The sequence below is a fragment of the Flavobacterium limnophilum genome, assembly GCF_027111315.2.
Classification (GTDB): Bacteria; Bacteroidota; Bacteroidia; order Flavobacteriales; family Flavobacteriaceae; genus Flavobacterium; species Flavobacterium limnophilum.
In genome coordinates this window covers 4,247,404-4,266,144 of sequence record NZ_CP114289.2, presented here as the reverse complement: position 1 = coordinate 4,266,144, position 18,741 = coordinate 4,247,404, and the positions used below count along the sequence as shown (strand labels likewise).

The window sequence follows — 18,741 nt, the reverse complement described above, 5'->3', positions numbered from 1 at the left end:
CTCCAAAGGAGAGGGAGCCGAAAGTGGATATTGTTAATATTTATTTTAGGCCACAGATTTTACGGATTAAACGGATTTTCACCGATAGTCTTAAAATCTGTAATTAATTTTTCTTTACCACGAACAGTACTTTTTCCTTCACTTCAGAAGCGGGAATCACCACCGTTTTTCCTCCGCTGATGTTTGTATTTTTCAATACGCTTCCGGTTGTTGCATTTATTGAATACACTTCGAAATCTCCTTTGAATTCGGAAAGGTCAATTGAAACGTCTTGGGAATTTTTTGCATAAAAAAGATAGGCTTTCCCTTTATTTTCAAGCTTCCAAACAGCATCTGAAAACGTGGTTCCATTTACAAATTTCATACCACTAATGGCCGAATAGAAAGCAGAAAGTTGAATTTTTGGTATATTTGGTAATGACCCTCCGGCCATTAAAACCGACCATCCAAATCGGGAAGAACCATCTGTAGAATACAAGATTACTTTTTCTGGATACTTCTCACGATATTCACGAACTGCCCTGTAAACTTGGTCATCGGTTTCTTTTCCGGTTTTCAATTTTCGAGCGTGTTGTCTTGGTGCTAAATTTACACCACCTTGTGGAGCATAAGCAGTTCCGTCTTCTTTGTAATACCAATAACGAATGTCAATGGCATCCACCGTTTTGGCTCTGTTGGCATCGTTCAAAATAGCGTCTTGCACATCTTTGGTGGCACTCAAGCCGATAATTCCTTTTTTACCGGTTTCGGTTTTCCATTTTTGGGCTTCATCCAACCAAAATTCCATAAAATGAAGTGGCCCTGTATATTCGGCACTTGTCAATTGAATTACATTGGAATTGTCTTGAAAGTTTTCGAATGATTTTCGGATGAAACCTTGGTGCAATTTTCTTCGAACTGGATTGGTAACATCATAAAATTGTTCCGCCATAAAAATACGTTTGTCTCCAGCATACGGCGGCGGTTCAGGAAAACCGGTGCTGTTGATATTATTGGCCGAACGCCAAGGAGAACTTGACCAATGCGCTCCAGCTTCTATAATATTATGCTGAAAATACTGTTGATTAACCAACATTTGACCGTTCGTTTCCGCTAAATTGGCAAAAAGAGCCAAACGATTCCAATACCAATCATTGAATTTGGTCAAATCGTATTTACTCAATTGATCCCAAGCCAAATCCTGTCCGCTTCTCGCAAATGGCTGTTCGTAAAACGGTGGCCATACATCGGCATCGAAACGGCGAACGCGTTCGTGATCGTCCATTCTTCGTTCGTACCACAAACCATAATTATGCTCTAAAGCTACCATATTATTGGCGTTCAAATAATCCACCACTTCATCGATATTGTCCGTAAGTCCCGTACCGATTCTACCCGGAACAAATCTGGTAACGCTTGGTGATGCTTTGGATATATCGCTATCCCTAAGACTTCCTCGCCACCAAGGCACGCTCAATCGGTTTCCTGCAATTAATTTGCCTTCATAAGTCAGCCAACCGTTTTGGGTTATTACTTTCGATTTATTGTCAGCAATTATTGCATTTATTTTTAAATCGTTGGCATTTTTAAGACCTGAAGCGTTCGTGTTAATTGGATTGGCTTTAGAAACTTCAGCAATAAATTCTGGTAAAGTCTGTTTTTCAGCGACTGAATTTTTAGTTAATTCCATTGCGACTTCCACTGTAGGACTTGAAGAAGGCTCCGAACCTAAATCGTAAATATGAGGATCTACGGGAAGTTTTTCAAGTCTATTCGCTAACTGTGCATAAAACAAACTTCTAGGATTGATATGACCATTTACCTCTTTCCAATGACAGTACCCTGCCATAATTCCGCCCCAAACTCCAAACGCCCAGTTTTGTGCCGTCGGTGGAGTGTAACATTCAATTTTAGAAGCCGAAGTTTCCCAAATTACGCTATTGGCGGCCGTCCAACCAGCGCCTCTACCGTTTTGCTCTCGGTTGTTATAGCTCAAAGCATTGCCATCAATATAAGCAATATCAAATAAAACGCCCGTTGCCCAACTGCCAATGGCTCCGCTATTATTGAAAGGCAAATGCGATTCGCATTGTACAAAAACATTGGGTCCCGTAGTTCCAAAACCGCCCACTGCAAAATCGTGGTACCCATTTTCGGAGTAGCAACGTTGGAACAAGGTTTGTTGGCCTTCAGTATAAAAAGTAAGTCTTCTGAATCCTGCAATTTCCGAAATAGGTTCGGTTGCAATACAATCTTCCACCGTAATTTGTTGGGCTGATTTTAATACTGAAACTGCACCTCCAGCAAAATGCTTGAAATTTACTTGTTTCACCCAAATATTCTTTGCGTTTTCGATGCTAATGGCTTGCCACCTATGCTCTTCATCTTTTGGATTGGAAGCATTGAAAGTCGATTTCATCAAAATATTTTCGATTCCGATATGTTCTATTCTTCCTGACCAAATGTATGTTGTTGCTGTTGAAGTTCCATAAACATCGTCCAAAGCCATTGTCAAAGGAGCATTCAAGGTCACTTCATTGCCGTTGATTATAGTCACGACTCTATTCCAACTGATGTCCCAATCATTTTTTTTCCAGCCAATCCAAGCCGTTTCTGCTCCAAAATCGTCCATCTTTAATTCCTTGATCCAATTATCGGTCAAAGCTTTGCTAATGATGATTTCGTCGGAAACTTTTAGTTTGGAAGCATTTTTCAATTGGATTTTTTGAGTTCCAAGTGGTGTATAAGTTGTATTGAATTCAAAAGTTTCTCCCAATTTTTTGTCATCGACTCCAAGAACGCGGATTACCGATTCTCTTTTCAATCCAGTTCCCAACAATATTGTTCCATTCTCATTGTTGCCGCTTCCTCGCAAGACAACTCCTGAAGTTTTGATGTATAAAGTGCCGCTGATTTTAAAAGTGCCTTTGTCCAAAAGAACCGCACCACGAAAACCGGACTTGTTTGGTTTTAATGCACTTACATAATCAATCGCAGCTTGGATAATTTGAGTAGCATCTTGTTCTTGTTTTGGAACAAAAATTTTGTTTTCGACATTCGGAATTGCTTTTTCAGAAGCCATATATCCGGCATACGAAAAATCAGGAATTTGGTTTCCTTGATTGTCGGCCTTGAAAGAAAGTTTTCCTTCTTTGGTTTTTATAATATCGGGAAATGTGTTTTGTGCCATTCCAATGCAGATGCAAAAAAGCAAAGCAAAAGCAGACAAAATCATTTTACCTTTTTGGAAAGAAATTATATTTTTTAGTTGGATAAAATTCACTTTAAAATATTATTTGAGTTTATAATTTAGACCTGACCGGTTTTAGAAACCTTCCAGGTATAAATTTAAAATTTTATTGCAATAATCCTTTGGACTTCGCCAATGTATCAATGTTATTTTCGGCTTTCTTCCAATCTGTTTTTTTAGTTGGATCGATACCGTTAAAATATTTTTCCAAATTGGTATAACCATCGCCATTCAAATCTTTGTTCGCATCGGAGGCGTCTTTTGGATTCAAGCCGTATTTAATTTCCCAAGCATCAGGAATTCCATCATTATCCGAGTCTTTATAGGCTTTTCCTTTGTAATCTGGATAACCGCCCACTTGGTCTGGATGCGTGATGATTCCTTTTTTATAGGAATCGGCAGGCAATCTTCTTTTGATAAATTCTTTCCCAATTGCATTTTCCAATCCGTCTTTAACCTCAATTTTTCCGGTACGAACTTGTTTGATAATGCGTTCGTCAACGGCATCTCTTTTGGGGATGTTTGCACCAACATTATTTAATACAAATTCGTATGCTTCTTCTGCAGACATTATTTTAAACTGGGGCATTGGAAATGGTTTTGGCTGTTTGATTAGTTCCAAATATTCTTTTGAAGCCTGTAAAGAAAAGTCTTCCAATTGAATTCCGCCATTCCAGTTATCGGCGGTAACTTCTGGAGAACCATCGATATAATTACCAGAAACATAAGCACGACCAAAGGTTTTTGGCTTCATATAACCCGATTCTGGTTTCAGGATTCTGTAACGAATGGGTTGATCCGTTGGGGTTATTGGTCCCGGTTTGAAATAATTGTTGATGATGTTGAACAACGAACGATAATCGCCGCCATCCAAGGAACGATTCCACCAATTGAAAATCACGTTGTTTACAAAATTAAAGTCGCCATACATTCCGATAGAAGCATTTCTGGAAATGTTATCGGCCCATAAATTTCGCATAAAGGTGCTATTTAATCCGCCAATCGTACTTCCGAAAGCGTGATTGTAAGTATCCATTCCTTCCGAAGAAATGGTGTTTTGAATGGTAATATTAACCGCTGGTAATTTATCTAAAGTTGATTTTTCATTGGCTTTAAATTGGTGTCTGTAAAGTGAAATATTCTCATCCAAACCCCAACTTACCGAGCAGTGATCAATGATAAGATTGCCCATTGGATTTCCGCCCAACGCATCGTCTCTTCGAGTCACATCGGTAGCACCTCGACGAAAACGCATATGACGAATAATAACATCGTGCGTATCGATTTCTAAAGTTTCGCCAGCAATACAAATTCCGTCGCCCGGTGCAGTTTGTCCCGCAATGGTCACATAAGGCGCTCGCATACTGATGCGGTTTTTCAAGTGGATAATTCCCGAAACGTTGAATACAATGGTCCTCGCACCCACTGCTTCGCAAGCTTCCCTGAAAGTTCCTTTTCCGCTGTCTTCCAAGCTGGTTACTACGAAAATTTTTCCGCCACGACCACCTTGAGTATATGCACCACCACCTTCAGCTCCCGGAAATGCCGGAATTTCGGCAGGTACAAAATCTTTAGGATAGGAAGCCCAAGGCAAATAAGGTTTGCCGTGTTTTGCTTCTTCTTTAAGAATGTTTGCATTATTTTTCCAGATTTCTCCCAAACGGATTTCTTCTTTGGCCAAAATAGAATCCGTCTTGGCTTGAAGTTCTTTTGGAATTTCTGGATATTGGGCAAAAGCGGATGAAAAAGTCAGGCAGAGAATAACTGCCGTCATCGTACTTTGTAAACTGTTTTTTTGTAAAATGTTACCCATTGGAATCCTTATTGAGAGTTATATTTAGTGATTAGACTTTAGTGAATAGCTGATATTGAGAGCTAATTACTAAAAGCTAATCACTAGTAAATTATTTAGCCGCTTTAGCTTTTTCGCGTTCTTCCAAACGTTTATGCCAATCTGCGCTTTCTTTGTTCAAGTCGTATCCTTCTTTCGATAAATAATTATTGATTCTTCCTTTGTATTTACCAAACCAAGCGTGTTTTTCTTTGGATGAACCACCGTCCATTGCGTGTTCTCTGGCTTCGACCAAAGCATCATAAATGTATTTTTTTTGTGCTTCAGTTAAATTAGGCAACATATCGTTATAACCATCAACAGTAATTGGCAAAACGCCATAGGTCATTCCGTCTTTGACTTCGGTAATTTTAGCTTCGTTTATTTGCTTTCCTAATTTATTTAAATAGGATTTGTGCAATTTATCGATTGATTTTTCTGCGTCGGCTTTCAATTTTTCAACAGCCGCGTTTTGCTTTTCTTTAGACAAAGTAGCGTCTTCTTTCACTTTCTTGATTTGGGCATCTCTTGCGTCTTGTATTTTGCTTAAATCACGGAATTGTTGTGCAATGATATTGGTCACGGACGCTTCTTTTTCCTTATTTCCCAAGGCTAGTTTTTCGACAATTTTCGCCGCTCTTTCATTGGTAACCTTGATGTATTCTGGATCTGCATGCTGTTGAGCACTTAGTTTGCAAAAAGCAAAAAGCAGGAACAACAGACTTATTTTTTTTATTGACTTCATCTTAAAAATTTTATGATTGAAAGTATAAAACCTCACCCCAGCCCTCTCCAAAGGAGGAGCCGAGACTTGATTATTGTTATACTTATTTCTTTGCGACCTTGTGTCTTTGCGGTTAAAACCTTAATCCAACAAAGGTCTAACCAATGTTTCTTTATTATTGGCTAAATCTTTCCAATCTACTTTTATCGCAGGGTTATTCCCATTGATGTAATCTTCGATATTGGAATAGCCATCGTTGTTTAAATCTCCTTTGGCATCCGATGGATCTTTTGGATTCAGTCCGTATCTTTTCTCCCAAGCATCCGGCATTCCGTCTTTGTCGGTATCAACATAAGGTTTTCCTTTGTATTCTGGGTAACCACCTACTTGCGAAATATCGGTGATGATACCTTGCTTGTATGAATCTGCAGGCAAACGACGGTGTTCGAATTGGTAAAATTCTTTTTTCTCCAATCCTTTGGCATATTCAGGAACTCCCGTTTTTACTGTTCTCACGATTCTTTCGTCCACTTTGTCTCTGATTGGCAAAGTTGCTCCCACATTTTTTAGTACAAAATCATAAGCTTCTTCCGCTTTCAAAATGTTTTTAAACCAAGGCATTGGAAAAGGTCTGTCGCTGTTCATTTTGTCGAAATACGGTTTAGACTCTTCGTAAGTCATCAATTCGCCTTTTTTGTTTTCGATTTGAACGCCACCATCCCAGTTGTTTTTGGTCACTTTTTCGTTGTTTTCTACAATGTTACCCACAACGTGTGCTCTACCATAAACCATATAAGGCAATTTGCTTCTTCCTGATTCTGGTTTTAAGATTCTATAGCTAATAGGTTCTTTCAAATTGGTAACAGGCCCTGGTTTGAAATAGTTGTTGATGATATTGTAATTGGCCGTATAATCTCCACCATCAATAGAACGATTGCTCCAGTTAAATACCACATTGTTCACAAAATTGAAAATACCATTCCAACCAATAGATGGGTTTCTACCTGCATTGTTTGCCCACATATTTCGCATAAACGAACAATTTTCTCCACCTAAAGTACTACCAAAAGCATGGTTGTAAGTGTCCAATGCTTCTCCGAACAAACTGTTTTGAATGGTAATGTTTACAGTCGGTTTCTTTTCGTCTGGATAACCAGCGCCTGGACTGTACATATGACGATACATAGACATATTTTCGTCTAATCCCCAAGTGGCCGAAACGTGGTCAATCATGATGTTCCCCACTGGATTTCCTCCGATGGCATCATCACGACGACCAACAAAAGTTTCTCCTCTACGAAAACGCATATGACGTATAATTACATCGTGAGTATCAATCCAAATAGATTCTCCAGCCACGCAAATTCCATCACCGGGAGCAGTTTGACCTGCGATTGTGATATATGGCGCACGGATGATTAAAGGACTTTTGATTTTGATAATTCCAGAAACGTTGAAAACCACTATTCTGGCTCCTCCTTGTTCGCAGGCTTCTCTCAGAGTTCCTGGCCCTCTATCTTCAAGACTGGTAACGGTGTACACATTTCCACCACGACCTCCGTAGGTGTACATTCCTCCACCTTCGGCACCAGGGAAAGCTGGAATTGATGCTTGCGGCAAATCGTTTGGTCTAGAGGCCCAAGGAATATAAGGTTTGCCTTGTTTGGCTTCTTGTTCGATAATGACTAGTGCTTTTTCCCAAGCTTCGTCCGAAAGTTTGTTGGCTTCGTCCTTGATTGCTTTTTCTTTGGCTTGTACTTCAGGACTCAATTTTGGGTACTGCGCAAAAGTTTTTGCATTCCCTAAAAAAAGTAGAACTAAAATAAACAAAATAGATTTTTTCATGGTAATTTTTGATTTTCGTTTTGTGCTATAACTAAATCACCTGTATTTTTTGAAATACAGGTGATTTTTTATAACTAATTATTAATATTAATTGGATAACTGAACCCTTGATTTCGTTGGGATAAAATCAAATATGATGCCATAATCATTAATAATTGTAAAATTAACATTTATTATTTAAGTGGATCGAAAGTACCACCCCAACCTTTGGTTTGTTCCAAATAAGGAGCTGTATCTAACAAGGATTGATAAATACCAAAATAGTAGTATTCTTTGTACCAAGAAAACTTCCAATTGTTAGTATTTGGATCTAAATTATCTCTTTCTACTACATCAAAATAATTGTCATACAAATAATCCATATAAGCCTCATAGCTAGTAATTGATGTGCCTGGATTTTTTCCTGTTGGAGGTATTGTATAAGGAAAAACTGGATCTCTATTTACAATTGGAGCAACTCCAGCCGCATTTGCCAAGAATGGATCTACCGATGCGTGAACATATTTAGTACCGTCGGTTTTTTTGGCGACAATAAAATATCCAGTTCTTCTTGTTCCGTTAAGAGGAGCTACACCCAATCTTGCTGTTGTAGCACCATTTTCAAAAAGCATCCATCTTCTTAAATCATAAAAACGTTTGTTTTCATAAGCAAATTCTACTTTTCTTTCTTTTAATGCTGCAGCAAAAAGCTGATCTCTAGTTGTAGCAGTTGCCAAACCGTATTGACCATCTCCGATTTTTATTCCTGCACGGATTCTGATTGATTTAATCAAGTCTTTACCTTCGGTCAATTTGTTGACACCTATTGCACACTCAGCTAAATTTAAAACTACTTCAGCAAAACGCATTTCCATATAATCAGTTCCACTATATGCAAAGCCAGAATTAGCATTACTTGCTGTTGCAGAAGTTGCTTTATTCAAATAGATCCCACTTGAATTAGCTCCTAATGTTTCCGTAAATTTATTTGGATTTGTGGTAGCGTTAGCAGGTGCTTTATCATACCAGCTATAAGTCCATTGTTTGAAATTAGGATTTTCGGCATAAGGCCATTTCGCTCCATTATAAGCAAAAGTGCTATAAAACCTTGGGTCTCTATTTTTAAAGAATTTCCCTGCTGAATAAGGATAGGCTGCAGACGAATTTGTAATATCCTGACCATCAGCCATCGGGAATGCATCCACCATTTGTTTAGTTGGAGAAATTGAACCCGCTCCTAGTGATTCTTTAGAACGACAAGCTCTTTCGGAACCGTTATTTCTCTCTAAATTTTGAGTAGGCACTGTATTATAACCATAAACGATAACCGCTTCTTTGTTTGCACTACCTTCTTTTGTCCACATTGTAGCCCAATTTGCTTCAAGACCGAATCCATTAGCTTCTAAAAGTGTTTTCGCTTCAAGGTTAGCATCATAAGCACGTTGCCAACGTTGTGTATCATCAGTTGGGTTAAAAAGAGGACTTGCCCAAGTCAACAATACACGCCCTTTGAAAGCTGCTACTGCTGCACCACCAATTCTTCCATAATCAGCTCCTGTCCATTTAACTGGCAATAATGATTTTGCCATATCTAAGTCAGATACTATTTGCTCAATACAAGCTGAAGTTGAACTTCTTGGAACTTGATTGTTTGATGCTTCATCTAAAATTGGGTTTTGAGGTGTTAAAACCAAAGGAACTCCTCCGTATAATTTCACCATATCAAAATATTGCCAAGCTCTCCAGAAGTACAACTGACCTTTTAATTTGTCCTTTGTAGCTTTATCCATTCCATATTTTTCAACATTCTCAAGGAATAGATTGATTTGTTTCAATCTTGTCCAAGTGTTATTTGTAACACTAGATGACATTCTAGCACCCAAATAAGTCAAACAGTTTGCTCCAGTAGGAGCAATTGATGTCCAAGGTTTGTTGAAGTTTACTTCACCAGCAAGTTCTTCAGAAGTTTGTGCAAAATCATCCGATGCTCCTGCTGCAAGATCCCAAGTGGAAGTAACTGCATTATCACCTGGTAAAAATTGACTGTAAACATAATCAACATATGCCTGAGCCTGAATAGGATCTTGAAAAACTTCTTCGTTTACACCAGCATAATCTTTTTTCTCAGCTAGGAAATCATCATTACAACTTCCTAGAGAAAATGTTGCAAGGACAGTAAACAACCCTATATATTTTATTTTTTTCATTTTCATAGTTTTAATTTTTAATTGATCTCTAATTAGAATCCTATATTAAGTCCCAAAGAAACTGTTCGTAACGCAGGGTAAGTATCGTAAGCTCCATTTGGATTTTTATAACCAAAAGGATTATAAAGATTAAATGGATTCATTACTACTAAATTCAAATTACAGTTACTAATTTTAATTGCATCCAATACTTTTTCATTAAATTTATATGCCAATGTAATATTTCTACATTCGATACGGAATGGATCTCTTGACCAAAAAGTAGATGTAGGAACCATATTAATAGCTGACCAATAAGGGTTTGGCATAGTTCCATTAGGATTAAGAGTTGGGTCGTAAATATTATTCCAAATTTCCGGTCTGCTATCAAAGTTACGAGAAATTTGATTGTATAATGGTTTTCTAGTTTGAGTATCAACCTCAGACCATCCGCCTCCGAAAGAAGCATTAATTACTGTATTTAAACTAAATGATTTGTAAGCAACTTTTAGAGTAGTTCCAGCGCCATACTTAGTGTTTGCTCTTTTTGCTAATTGAATTTGGTCATTTACATCGATAATACCATCTGGAGCTGCAAATTGTCCGTTTCCTAAATAAGCCCCCCTAACATCTCTGTAGTACAACATACCTGGTCTTAGTTGAGATGGTGCATATGATACACTACCAGCAATATCTTTAACAGCTGTTATATTATATTGAGCTACATAAGCATCTATATCTGCCTGAGTTTTGAACATCCCAAGATAATCATATCCCCAAACTCCATTATCAGTTGACTGACCAGGTTTTGGATTCCAAGGTTTCAAGATGTCCTCAGCATTATAATTTCCTTTAACCACTTTGTTATCAGCCCAACCAAAACGAACGTCTATTCCATATTGAAAATCATTACCTACTCTATCATCCCACCCAAGAGATAGTTCGTAACCAAAAGTATCGATTGAGCCAAAATTCTCAGCTGCAACGCTTCCTCCAACTGTGAAAGGCACATTACCCGTGTTTTCCATAAACACGTTAGTTCCAATATTGTAATAAGATTCTCCTGTAAATGACAATCTGTTATCCAAAAACTTCATTTCAAGACCGAAATTGGTTTTTATTTCATCACTCCAATGTGCATCTGGATTAGGAGATACTTCCATTTTCATACCTGTTGAACTATTAACTCCATTGTTAGATTCACCAAGCACAATCCCTTTACCATCTTGATAGGTATATCTTTGTCTCCATTGCCAAGCTTTGGTATCGTCTTTTCCAAGGTGACCAATAGAATATCTTACTTTAAGGAAATCGATAACCGATGATTTGAAGAAATCTTCTTTAGAAATTACCCAACCAGCAGATAAAGAGTAAAAAGTTCCCCAATAATAACCCGGTGCAAACTTGGTAGAAGCATCTGTTCTAACCAATAACTCTGCTAAATATTTATCACCGTAAGCATAATTAAACCTTCCGATATAACCTAATGAACCTTGTTCACTTTTAGAAGTACTTCCTGATATTGCTCCAAAAGCTGAACCAAATTGTCCGTTTGTACTTGCTATCACACCTTCTTTGAAAACAACTTCTTTAGTACTTCCTGATTCAGATTTCTCGATAGAGAATAAACCACTAAAACTATGTTTTCCGAAGTCACGATTGTAAGTAGCAGTAAAGTTGGTTTGGGTTAATAATGAATTATTGTTGTCATAATACAAACGGTCACCGTTTTTGTACAAAGCACTAGATTTAACAGTAGAAGTTTCATTTATAATATGACCATTTACTCCACCAATTGGTAATCCAGCATCATTTAATGTTGTACTAGGATTAAATTGATACAATCTATAACTTGTTCCTACCTGAGTACCTCTACTATTCCCCATATTACGAGCATAAGAACCTCTAAGTGACAATCCTTTTACAATTGGTACCTTGTAGTCAACATACATATTCAAAGTCATATTACTACTATTAGTTGTAGCTAAATTTCCAAGACGTTGTATCTCTCCATAATGATATTGAGACAAAGCATTGGTTGTATTGGCCAGAACCGGCAAATCATTAATGTATTGAGGCATAAATGGCAAAGCACTTAATAAAGTTCTATAATCATTTTCGTCATTCTCACCACCAATTTTGTTGAAAGTTTTTGTTTTATCTGAATAAAAACCAGACAATTGCAAACCTGCTTTCAAACTAGACGAGATATTAAGATCTGCACCCGCCCTGTAAGTCCATTTTTCATAATCCAAGGTACTTAAATTACCATTCTGGGTATAATAAGATACTCCTGCAAAGTAAGTTGCTTTTTCGGTACCACCACTAATATTTAGATTATGACGCGAATTGAATGAGGGTTTCCACTCTTCTTCTAATGGATTATAATTAAGTGTTTTAAAATAATCCATTTCATCAGGTGTAAAATAATAATCTTTCTCAACACCTTTGTTGGCTCCGTTAGGACCATTGGCAATATTAATATAGTTACCAAAATCATAAGCAGACATCATTTTTGTCCTAAAAGCCTCATCATTTGCACCATAAGAACCACTGTAGCTGAATTTTGCAGCACCAATTTTACCTCTTTTAGTTGTAACAATAATAACCCCTTGAGCGGCTCTTGCACCATATACAACAGCAGAACCGTCTTTAAGGAAAGACAAACTTTCTATCTCAGAAGAATCGATATTGTCAAATAAAGTAGTATCATTTGTTCCATCAGCACCAATTTGCAAAACTCCGTCAATTACATACAAAGGCGCAGTTGTACCACCATCTTTAGCAGTTGACATTGGGTTACGAATTTTTAATGTAGATTTTACACCTGGTCGAGTTGCTCCTCCAGAAACCGAAACCCCAATAACACGTCCTTGCAACGCAGCACCTACATCACCTGTTGGAATATTTTCAATATCTTTCATCGGGATAGTTCCAACAGCTCCGGTAAGGTGAGCTTTCTTCTGAGTACCATACCCCACAACAACAACTTCCTTAAGAGATGTTGCCTCATCCTTCATTGTTACATTAATAACGGCACTATTCCCAACGGCTCTTTCCACCTTGTCCATTCCAACAAAAGCAAAAACAAGAACCCCTCCTTTATTCACGGTTATTTTATAACTTCCGTCAAAGTCAGTAACCGTACTGCTTTTTGTTCCCTTCTCGACAACGTTTGCTCCAGGTACACCAGCACCCGTGTTATCGATTACCTTCCCAGTGATGATTACTTTATCTCCATTCGTTTTTTGGGCAAAGCCCGACAAACTCAACAGAGCAAATAACAGCACACCACACACCTGTTTAATAGTTTGTTTCATAAGTGTTTTAAGTTAAAATTAATAGTTAGTTTAGTTAGTAAAAATATAAAAACCGGTTAAACATCCCTTCGGATTTGTTTCGAAAAAAATAAATGTGAAAAACACAATTATCATATTTGAGCCAAATTTATTAGGTCAATTAATCGAAACTATCCTGCACTATGCTGGTTCGGTATTTTTATGAAATAAAAGTAGCAAAAAATAAATCATATTATTAAAAAAACAGCTCAAAAATAAAATTAACAAAAAATATAGAGGAAATACTAATTATAATTAATTTTAAGTCAGTATTTGCAAATTTTGTTAAGGTAAATACAAAAAAATCATAATAGAACAGATAATAAATGATTTTTTAGATGCATTTTTGGCAATAGAAAAAGCTAAATCTAAATCATTAAAGTAAATTAACAAAATCAATTTTCTTCATTATAATCTTGCCTTTTTTGTTCTAAAACATTTCATTCAACCCAAAAAAAAACATACAAAACACTTATTTACAGCAAATTAAAAAAAATTAAATAAATAATTAATTAAAAACAACTATTTCAAAAAAAGACAAAAATGTCGTCTCAATTCACAACTTCAAGATAGTAATTTCTGATTAATTAAAAAGTGTTAAAATTCATTCTCAATAGCATTTTTTTTTGCTAAAAAAGTAAATTCTTACAGTTTTGCTTTAACGATTAAGCAAGCAATTAAAGCATTTTTTACAGCCTCAAGAATTGGTCGCTGAACGGAATCGTAAAAACCCTGATTCGAGAGTTTTTTTGGAGTAATTATCGAGCTGTTTCTGTCAAAATCATCTCATTTGACAAAAATGAATTTTCAATTCACTAATTCTTAAATCTTTGATCCAGAAAACGAACCGCATGATTTACCGTTGGAGTAAACCAAGGATTGAAAAACCAAAAAGGATGTGGAGTGTCTGGCAAGGTGTGCACTTCTGAATAAATATGGAATGAATTTAATCTTTTGATCATATCATCTCTTCCTGCATGATATCTTGGAATCGAACTGTTGATAAATACGATAGGTGGAGCTTGTTTAGAAACATGATCTAATGGTGAAGCGGATTCCCAAACCTTTGGATTCTCTTCAAAAGTGCCGTTTAGCCAAAATGAAGTCGCCGTGCCTTCCCGTGATTCTTGATGATGAAAAGACAAGGTTCCGTCAATGTTTACTACCGCTTGAATTGCACTGGATTGTTTTGGGTTTCCTGTAGCGTCTTCATACTCTTTGTTGAAGTTGGTAAAACCTACCAAAGTTGCCAATTGTCCTCCTGCCGACATTCCCAATGTGGCCATCTTCTCGGAGTCGAGATGGAACTTTTTCGAATTGGCTCTCATCCACCTAATCGCCGATTTGACATCGTACACGGCAGCGGGAAATTTGGCTTCCAAAGACAGTCTATATTCTACACAAGCTGCCACATAACCCGCATTTGCCAAAGCAATTGCCATAGAAGTGGTTTGGGATTTATCGCCCGATCGCCAACCTCCACCGTGAATCAAAATCACGCCCGGGTAATTTCCTTTTATTTTCTTTTTGGGGTAATAAACATCGGCCGTCAATGTTCTTTCTCCCAGTTTTTTATAGACTTGGTCTTTTAGAAAAACAACCCCATCACTCATTTCGGGTCGAGCAATTTCTATGTAAGGCCTGTGTTTTTTTTCTTTGACAAAAGTGCTTTGAATAGTAAAAGAAGTATCTCTTGGAATTGGTTGCTGCGCCAACGCCACTGCAGAAACTAAAAATAGAATGAAAATTAAATTAAGTCGCTGCATATTAGATGTTTTATAACTTTTTCATTGCATCAAAGACCAATTTTGCCACTTCCTTTCCCCCTATACCTTGAAAATGTGTGTTGTCTTTTTGACCATTGGGATAAGCTTCATACAAACCAGCTTCAAAATTCATAAAATACGTTTTTGTAACAAAATCTTGCCCTTTGCCACTGAAGAATTCCATAGACAATTCATTTAAATCGATCAATTTCACGTTGAGTTCTTTTGCCACGTCTTTTGCCGCTTGCGGGTATTCACCGTGCACATTGGTCAGCTTGCCATCTTTCCAAGGATAATTTCTGGCAACTGGCGTCATCACTATTGGTGTTGCTCCTTTTTCACGGGTTTGATTGATGAAAAGTCTCAAGAATTCTTTATACCCCTGAATGTCAACATAACGCTCGGTTTTTTCTACCGAACCATCGTTATGTCCGAATTGCATCATCACGACATCTCCTTTTTGCAAGGATTTATAAACCGTAACCCATCGTCCTTCTTGAAAAAAGGTTCTGGTGCTTCGACCTCCTTTTGCCCTATCGTCGATTTTTATTTCTTTGGCATTTCCCAAAATATTCTTGACCAATTTCAAACTGTCTTTTTGGAAAAACGGTTGAAACACTTGTCCCCAACCTACCAAAGGAAATCTCTTGGTTTGATAATTGTCTTCCAAAGAATAATCGGCTACCGTGGAATCTCCAATCAAGAAAATTGTGGTTACCTTCGATTTTGGACTAGAGGCGCTTAAAACCAGCATGGAGACAAAAGCAATTAATACAACTTTAAAATTATTCATGTTAATCTATAATTTAGGATTCCAACCATTCAACACTTTAAGCAAATCGTATTTTTTAAGATCGGCTTTTTTTAATTGGTGTGACCAAGAAGCTCTAGCCGTTAAATCTTTTGCTCCTGCACCTTTACTTCCATATTCAGCATAAAACACGGTTTTTTCCTTGTCTGGAAAATTCTTGTCGCCTTTCCACGGATTCCAACCTTCCGGAACAATATGTGCTCCCATTTCTGTATTGATAAAAACAGTTTGTGCATAAGGTCGCCAAGGTCTTCCCAAGAAAACTTTGTTTACGGTTTCATCTTTTGCAATAAGTTTGCAATCCACGAAAACAAATCCATACCCATCTTGCTTGGTGGTTGATGCTGCCGTAACATAGGAATTGGTCAAACTTTCGATAGTACAATTATAAAAATAAGCAGTTGCTGCACCGAAAATAAAATCGGTAGTTCCGTTGATGTAGCAGTTTTCGAAATAATTTCTGGTTCCGCCTTTGGCCAAATACAAAGTATCTTGATTTCCTAAAATGGAGCAGTTTGTCACTGAAACTCTGTCCCCTTCTGTGTGCAAAGCTACTGCCTGACCTATTCTTCCTGCCGTGTTTTCGACGGTCAAATTCTCAATTGTGCAATCATTTCCTTGAATCAACAAAGTGTATGAGGTGTAAGTACTGAATTTAGCATCACCCGTAACATCAATTCCACGGAATGGTTTTCCAGAATAGTCATTATACGAAATAACGGTTTTCTCTCTGTCTAACCCTTTCAAAGTAATATTTCTTTTGAAAGCTGGAATAACTACTTTCTCGTTATAAACACCCGACTTTACAGTAATTACAACTCTAAATTCGGCGTGGTCTCTGACTTTGTTGATGGCTTCTTGTATGGTTTTAAAATCTCCAGAACCGTCCTGCGCAACGGTCAATTCAAAGCGATTATCAGTAGTTTGAGCAGATAAAACAATGGAGCTAAAGATCAAAAATAAGGTTACAATTTTTTTCATATTTTTTAAATTATATTAATGCGACAACCAAACCGACATTTCGCCTTTGCCTTGATTTCCCCACGCAAAATAAGGAATTAATTTTATGGAATAGGTTTTACCCTCATCTTTAGGAATGGGTTGGTATAACTTTTTATCCCAAGAATTATCTGGAGCAATTGACGAACTGGCATTAATGCTGAGTAAATTTCGATTGTCTATTTTAATAAAATCGGTAGTGAATTTAGAATTCACATTCAAAAGAACATCATTAACTTTAGTGTTAGCAGGAAGCTCATTTGATTCTAAACAATACACAATTGGCCCTCTTTTCACGGCAACTTGATTTTTGATTTCTTCTACAAGCGGATTGGCTTGCATCAATTCAACAGGCATCGGAATGTTCAATTCAACGACATCTCCTTTTTTCCATTTTTGTGCTATTTTTTGGTATGAACCAGAAACAATTGCATCATCAACATTTTTACCATTGATTGCAATTGTTGTTCCCTGACTCCAACCCGGAATTCGCAAGAAAAAAGCATAAATATCTTTTGGAGCTTTTACAATTTTTAAGGTTATTTTTCCATCCCAAGGGTAATTGGTTTGCTGTTCGATTTCAATTTTTTCTCCATTAAGTGTCGTTGAATTCAGATTGTTGCTTCCGTATAAATTCACATACAATCCTTCTTTCGAAAAATTATAAGCGTAATTGCTGATCTCGGCAATGGTTCTTGTCACGTTTGGCGCACAACAATTCGACAATGCAATATAGCCTTCGCGTTCTTTGCTCCATCTTTGTTTAAAAGGTAAATCTTTGGAAACATTCAACGGATTGTTATAGAAAAATTCCTTTCCTTCCAAACTTATCCCTGACAAAACGCTATTGTACAAGGCCAATTCCACGATATCCGCATATTTGGCATCAGCCGTGATTTGAAGCATTCTCCAATTCCACAAAACGTTTCCAATATTGGCACAGGTTTCTGTGTGCGCCGTGGCATTTGGCAATTGAAAAGGTCTTCCGTATGCCTGATGAATTTTTTGTACATCGGTTGGATTATACGAAGTTCCGTCTGGCGAAACCCCATCATACAAAGAACCGCAAGCTCCCGTGATGTACATTTTACGATAAGTCACATCATCCCAAATAGATTCCAGATTGTCCAATAATTTTTTCTCTCCCGTTTCGGCATACAAATCAGCAACTCCTGCGTACAAATAATTGGCTCTTACGGCGTGACCCATTGCCGTGGTTTGTTTTCTAAACGGAATTCTGTCCTGATTATCATCGGTTCCGTCATTCGTGGTTCCTCTAATATCAATTAGATTATTCGCCAATTCCAGATATTTTGGGTTTTTGGTTGTGCGATACATTTCGACAATTCCCATATAATGTGAAGGGCAAATGGCGTTTCGGGCTAATTCCGGCGATGCTTTTTTATAGAAATCATACAGAAAATCAGCCACGCCTTTGGCAACATTCAAAAAATTGGTTTTTCCTGTGGCACGATAATGAATACAAGCCGCAGTCATCAAATGTCCCATATTGTATTTCTCGAAACCCAGTTGTTTTTTCACTTCTTCAGGCCCCAAAGTTCCCCAGCGCTCATCAATTAAAACCGGCGTGTGCAAATAGCCGTCTTTGCGTTGTGTTTTGGCGAAAAGTGTGATAGCTTTGTCCATTTCGGTATCCAATTTCTTGTCTTTCGTAACGGCATAAGTGGCCGCCATTCCTTCGAAAATCTTGTAAAAATCCCCATCGTGAAAAGAAGGCCCTTTGAAAGTTCCTTTGCTTTCGCCAGCTGCAATTTCGAAGTTTTTGTAGGCGTGAGAAATCGAATCATTATGATACAAATCCCACATATAAGGCAAAGTATTTTTGGTTTCCACATCAAATTGTTCTTTCCAAAAACCGTTTGTCCATTGCACATCTTGCAAATTCACGCTTTGCAATTTGGAATAAGGACTTTCAGAATTGGCTACCAAGCCTTTGTTCTGCGCCACAAAAGCGGTTGAAAAAAGTATCGTTGATAATAGAATTAAATGCTTTTTCATTTTAAAATTTTGTT

10 protein-coding genes are annotated in these 18,741 nt (G+C 37.4%); all 10 read right to left on the bottom strand.

Going from position 1 to position 18,741, the window contains the following annotated elements:
- Positions 1 to 103: 103 nt before the first annotated feature.
- A complete protein-coding gene (locus OZP13_RS17705; RefSeq protein WP_281298073.1) occupies positions 104 to 3,169 on the bottom strand; it encodes a DUF6298 domain-containing protein in 3,066 nt (1,021 codons plus the stop codon).
- A gap of 166 nt (positions 3,170 to 3,335) precedes the next feature.
- Positions 3,336 to 5,042 (bottom strand): polysaccharide lyase, encoded by a 1,707-nt coding sequence (locus OZP13_RS17700; RefSeq protein WP_281298072.1) that lies wholly within the window; start codon positions 5,040 to 5,042, stop codon positions 3,336 to 3,338.
- A gap of 91 nt (positions 5,043 to 5,133) precedes the next feature.
- On the bottom strand, positions 5,134 to 5,805 hold the full coding sequence (locus OZP13_RS17695) for a DUF3826 domain-containing protein (protein WP_281298071.1): 672 nt from the start codon (positions 5,803 to 5,805) through the stop codon (positions 5,134 to 5,136).
- A 120-nt stretch (positions 5,806 to 5,925) separates the two neighbouring features.
- Positions 5,926 to 7,629: a pectate lyase family protein gene (locus tag OZP13_RS17690; RefSeq protein WP_281298070.1), complete on the bottom strand. Its 1,704-nt coding sequence runs from the start codon at positions 7,627 to 7,629 to the stop codon at positions 5,926 to 5,928.
- A gap of 173 nt (positions 7,630 to 7,802) precedes the next feature.
- Positions 7,803 to 9,815: a RagB/SusD family nutrient uptake outer membrane protein gene (locus OZP13_RS17685; protein WP_269241444.1), complete on the bottom strand. Its 2,013-nt coding sequence runs from the start codon at positions 9,813 to 9,815 to the stop codon at positions 7,803 to 7,805.
- Between the two features lie 32 nt (positions 9,816 to 9,847).
- Positions 9,848 to 13,114: a SusC/RagA family TonB-linked outer membrane protein gene (locus OZP13_RS17680; protein WP_281298069.1), complete on the bottom strand. Its 3,267-nt coding sequence runs from the start codon at positions 13,112 to 13,114 to the stop codon at positions 9,848 to 9,850.
- A gap of 833 nt (positions 13,115 to 13,947) precedes the next feature.
- On the bottom strand, positions 13,948 to 14,898 hold the full coding sequence (locus OZP13_RS17675) for an alpha/beta hydrolase (RefSeq protein WP_281298068.1): 951 nt from the start codon (positions 14,896 to 14,898) through the stop codon (positions 13,948 to 13,950).
- 10 nt (positions 14,899 to 14,908) lie between these two features.
- Positions 14,909 to 15,691, bottom strand: a complete 783-nt coding sequence (locus OZP13_RS17670) for a rhamnogalacturonan acetylesterase (protein WP_281298067.1) — start codon at positions 15,689 to 15,691, stop codon at positions 14,909 to 14,911.
- Between the two features lie 6 nt (positions 15,692 to 15,697).
- The gene (locus OZP13_RS17665; RefSeq protein WP_269241437.1) at positions 15,698 to 16,690 is read right to left on the bottom strand and encodes a pectinesterase family protein; all 993 of its coding nucleotides are present in this window, start codon (positions 16,688 to 16,690) and stop codon (positions 15,698 to 15,700) included.
- Positions 16,691 to 16,705: 15 nt separating this feature from the next.
- A complete protein-coding gene (locus OZP13_RS17660; protein ID WP_281298066.1) occupies positions 16,706 to 18,727 on the bottom strand; it encodes an aceric acid hydrolase in 2,022 nt (673 codons plus the stop codon).
- Positions 18,728 to 18,741 lie beyond the last annotated feature (14 nt).

Excerpts from the sequence above, each read along its gene's own strand:
- OZP13_RS17705 (WP_281298073.1), bottom strand. The coding sequence starts at position 3,169 with ATGGCACAAAACACATTTCCCGATATTATAAAAACCAAAGAAGGAAAA.
- OZP13_RS17700 (WP_281298072.1), bottom strand. The coding sequence starts at position 5,042 with ATGGGTAACATTTTACAAAAAAACAGTTTACAAAGTACGATGACGGCA.
- OZP13_RS17695 (WP_281298071.1), bottom strand. The coding sequence starts at position 5,805 with ATGAAGTCAATAAAAAAAATAAGTCTGTTGTTCCTGCTTTTTGCTTTT.
- OZP13_RS17690 (WP_281298070.1), bottom strand. The coding sequence starts at position 7,629 with ATGAAAAAATCTATTTTGTTTATTTTAGTTCTACTTTTTTTAGGGAAT.
- OZP13_RS17685 (WP_269241444.1), bottom strand. The coding sequence starts at position 9,815 with ATGAAAAAAATAAAATATATAGGGTTGTTTACTGTCCTTGCAACATTT.
- OZP13_RS17680 (WP_281298069.1), bottom strand. The coding sequence starts at position 13,114 with ATGAAACAAACTATTAAACAGGTGTGTGGTGTGCTGTTATTTGCTCTG.
- OZP13_RS17675 (WP_281298068.1), bottom strand. The coding sequence starts at position 14,898 with ATGCAGCGACTTAATTTAATTTTCATTCTATTTTTAGTTTCTGCAGTG.
- OZP13_RS17670 (WP_281298067.1), bottom strand. The coding sequence starts at position 15,691 with ATGAATAATTTTAAAGTTGTATTAATTGCTTTTGTCTCCATGCTGGTT.
- OZP13_RS17665 (WP_269241437.1), bottom strand. The coding sequence starts at position 16,690 with ATGAAAAAAATTGTAACCTTATTTTTGATCTTTAGCTCCATTGTTTTA.
- OZP13_RS17660 (WP_281298066.1), bottom strand. The coding sequence starts at position 18,727 with ATGAAAAAGCATTTAATTCTATTATCAACGATACTTTTTTCAACCGCT.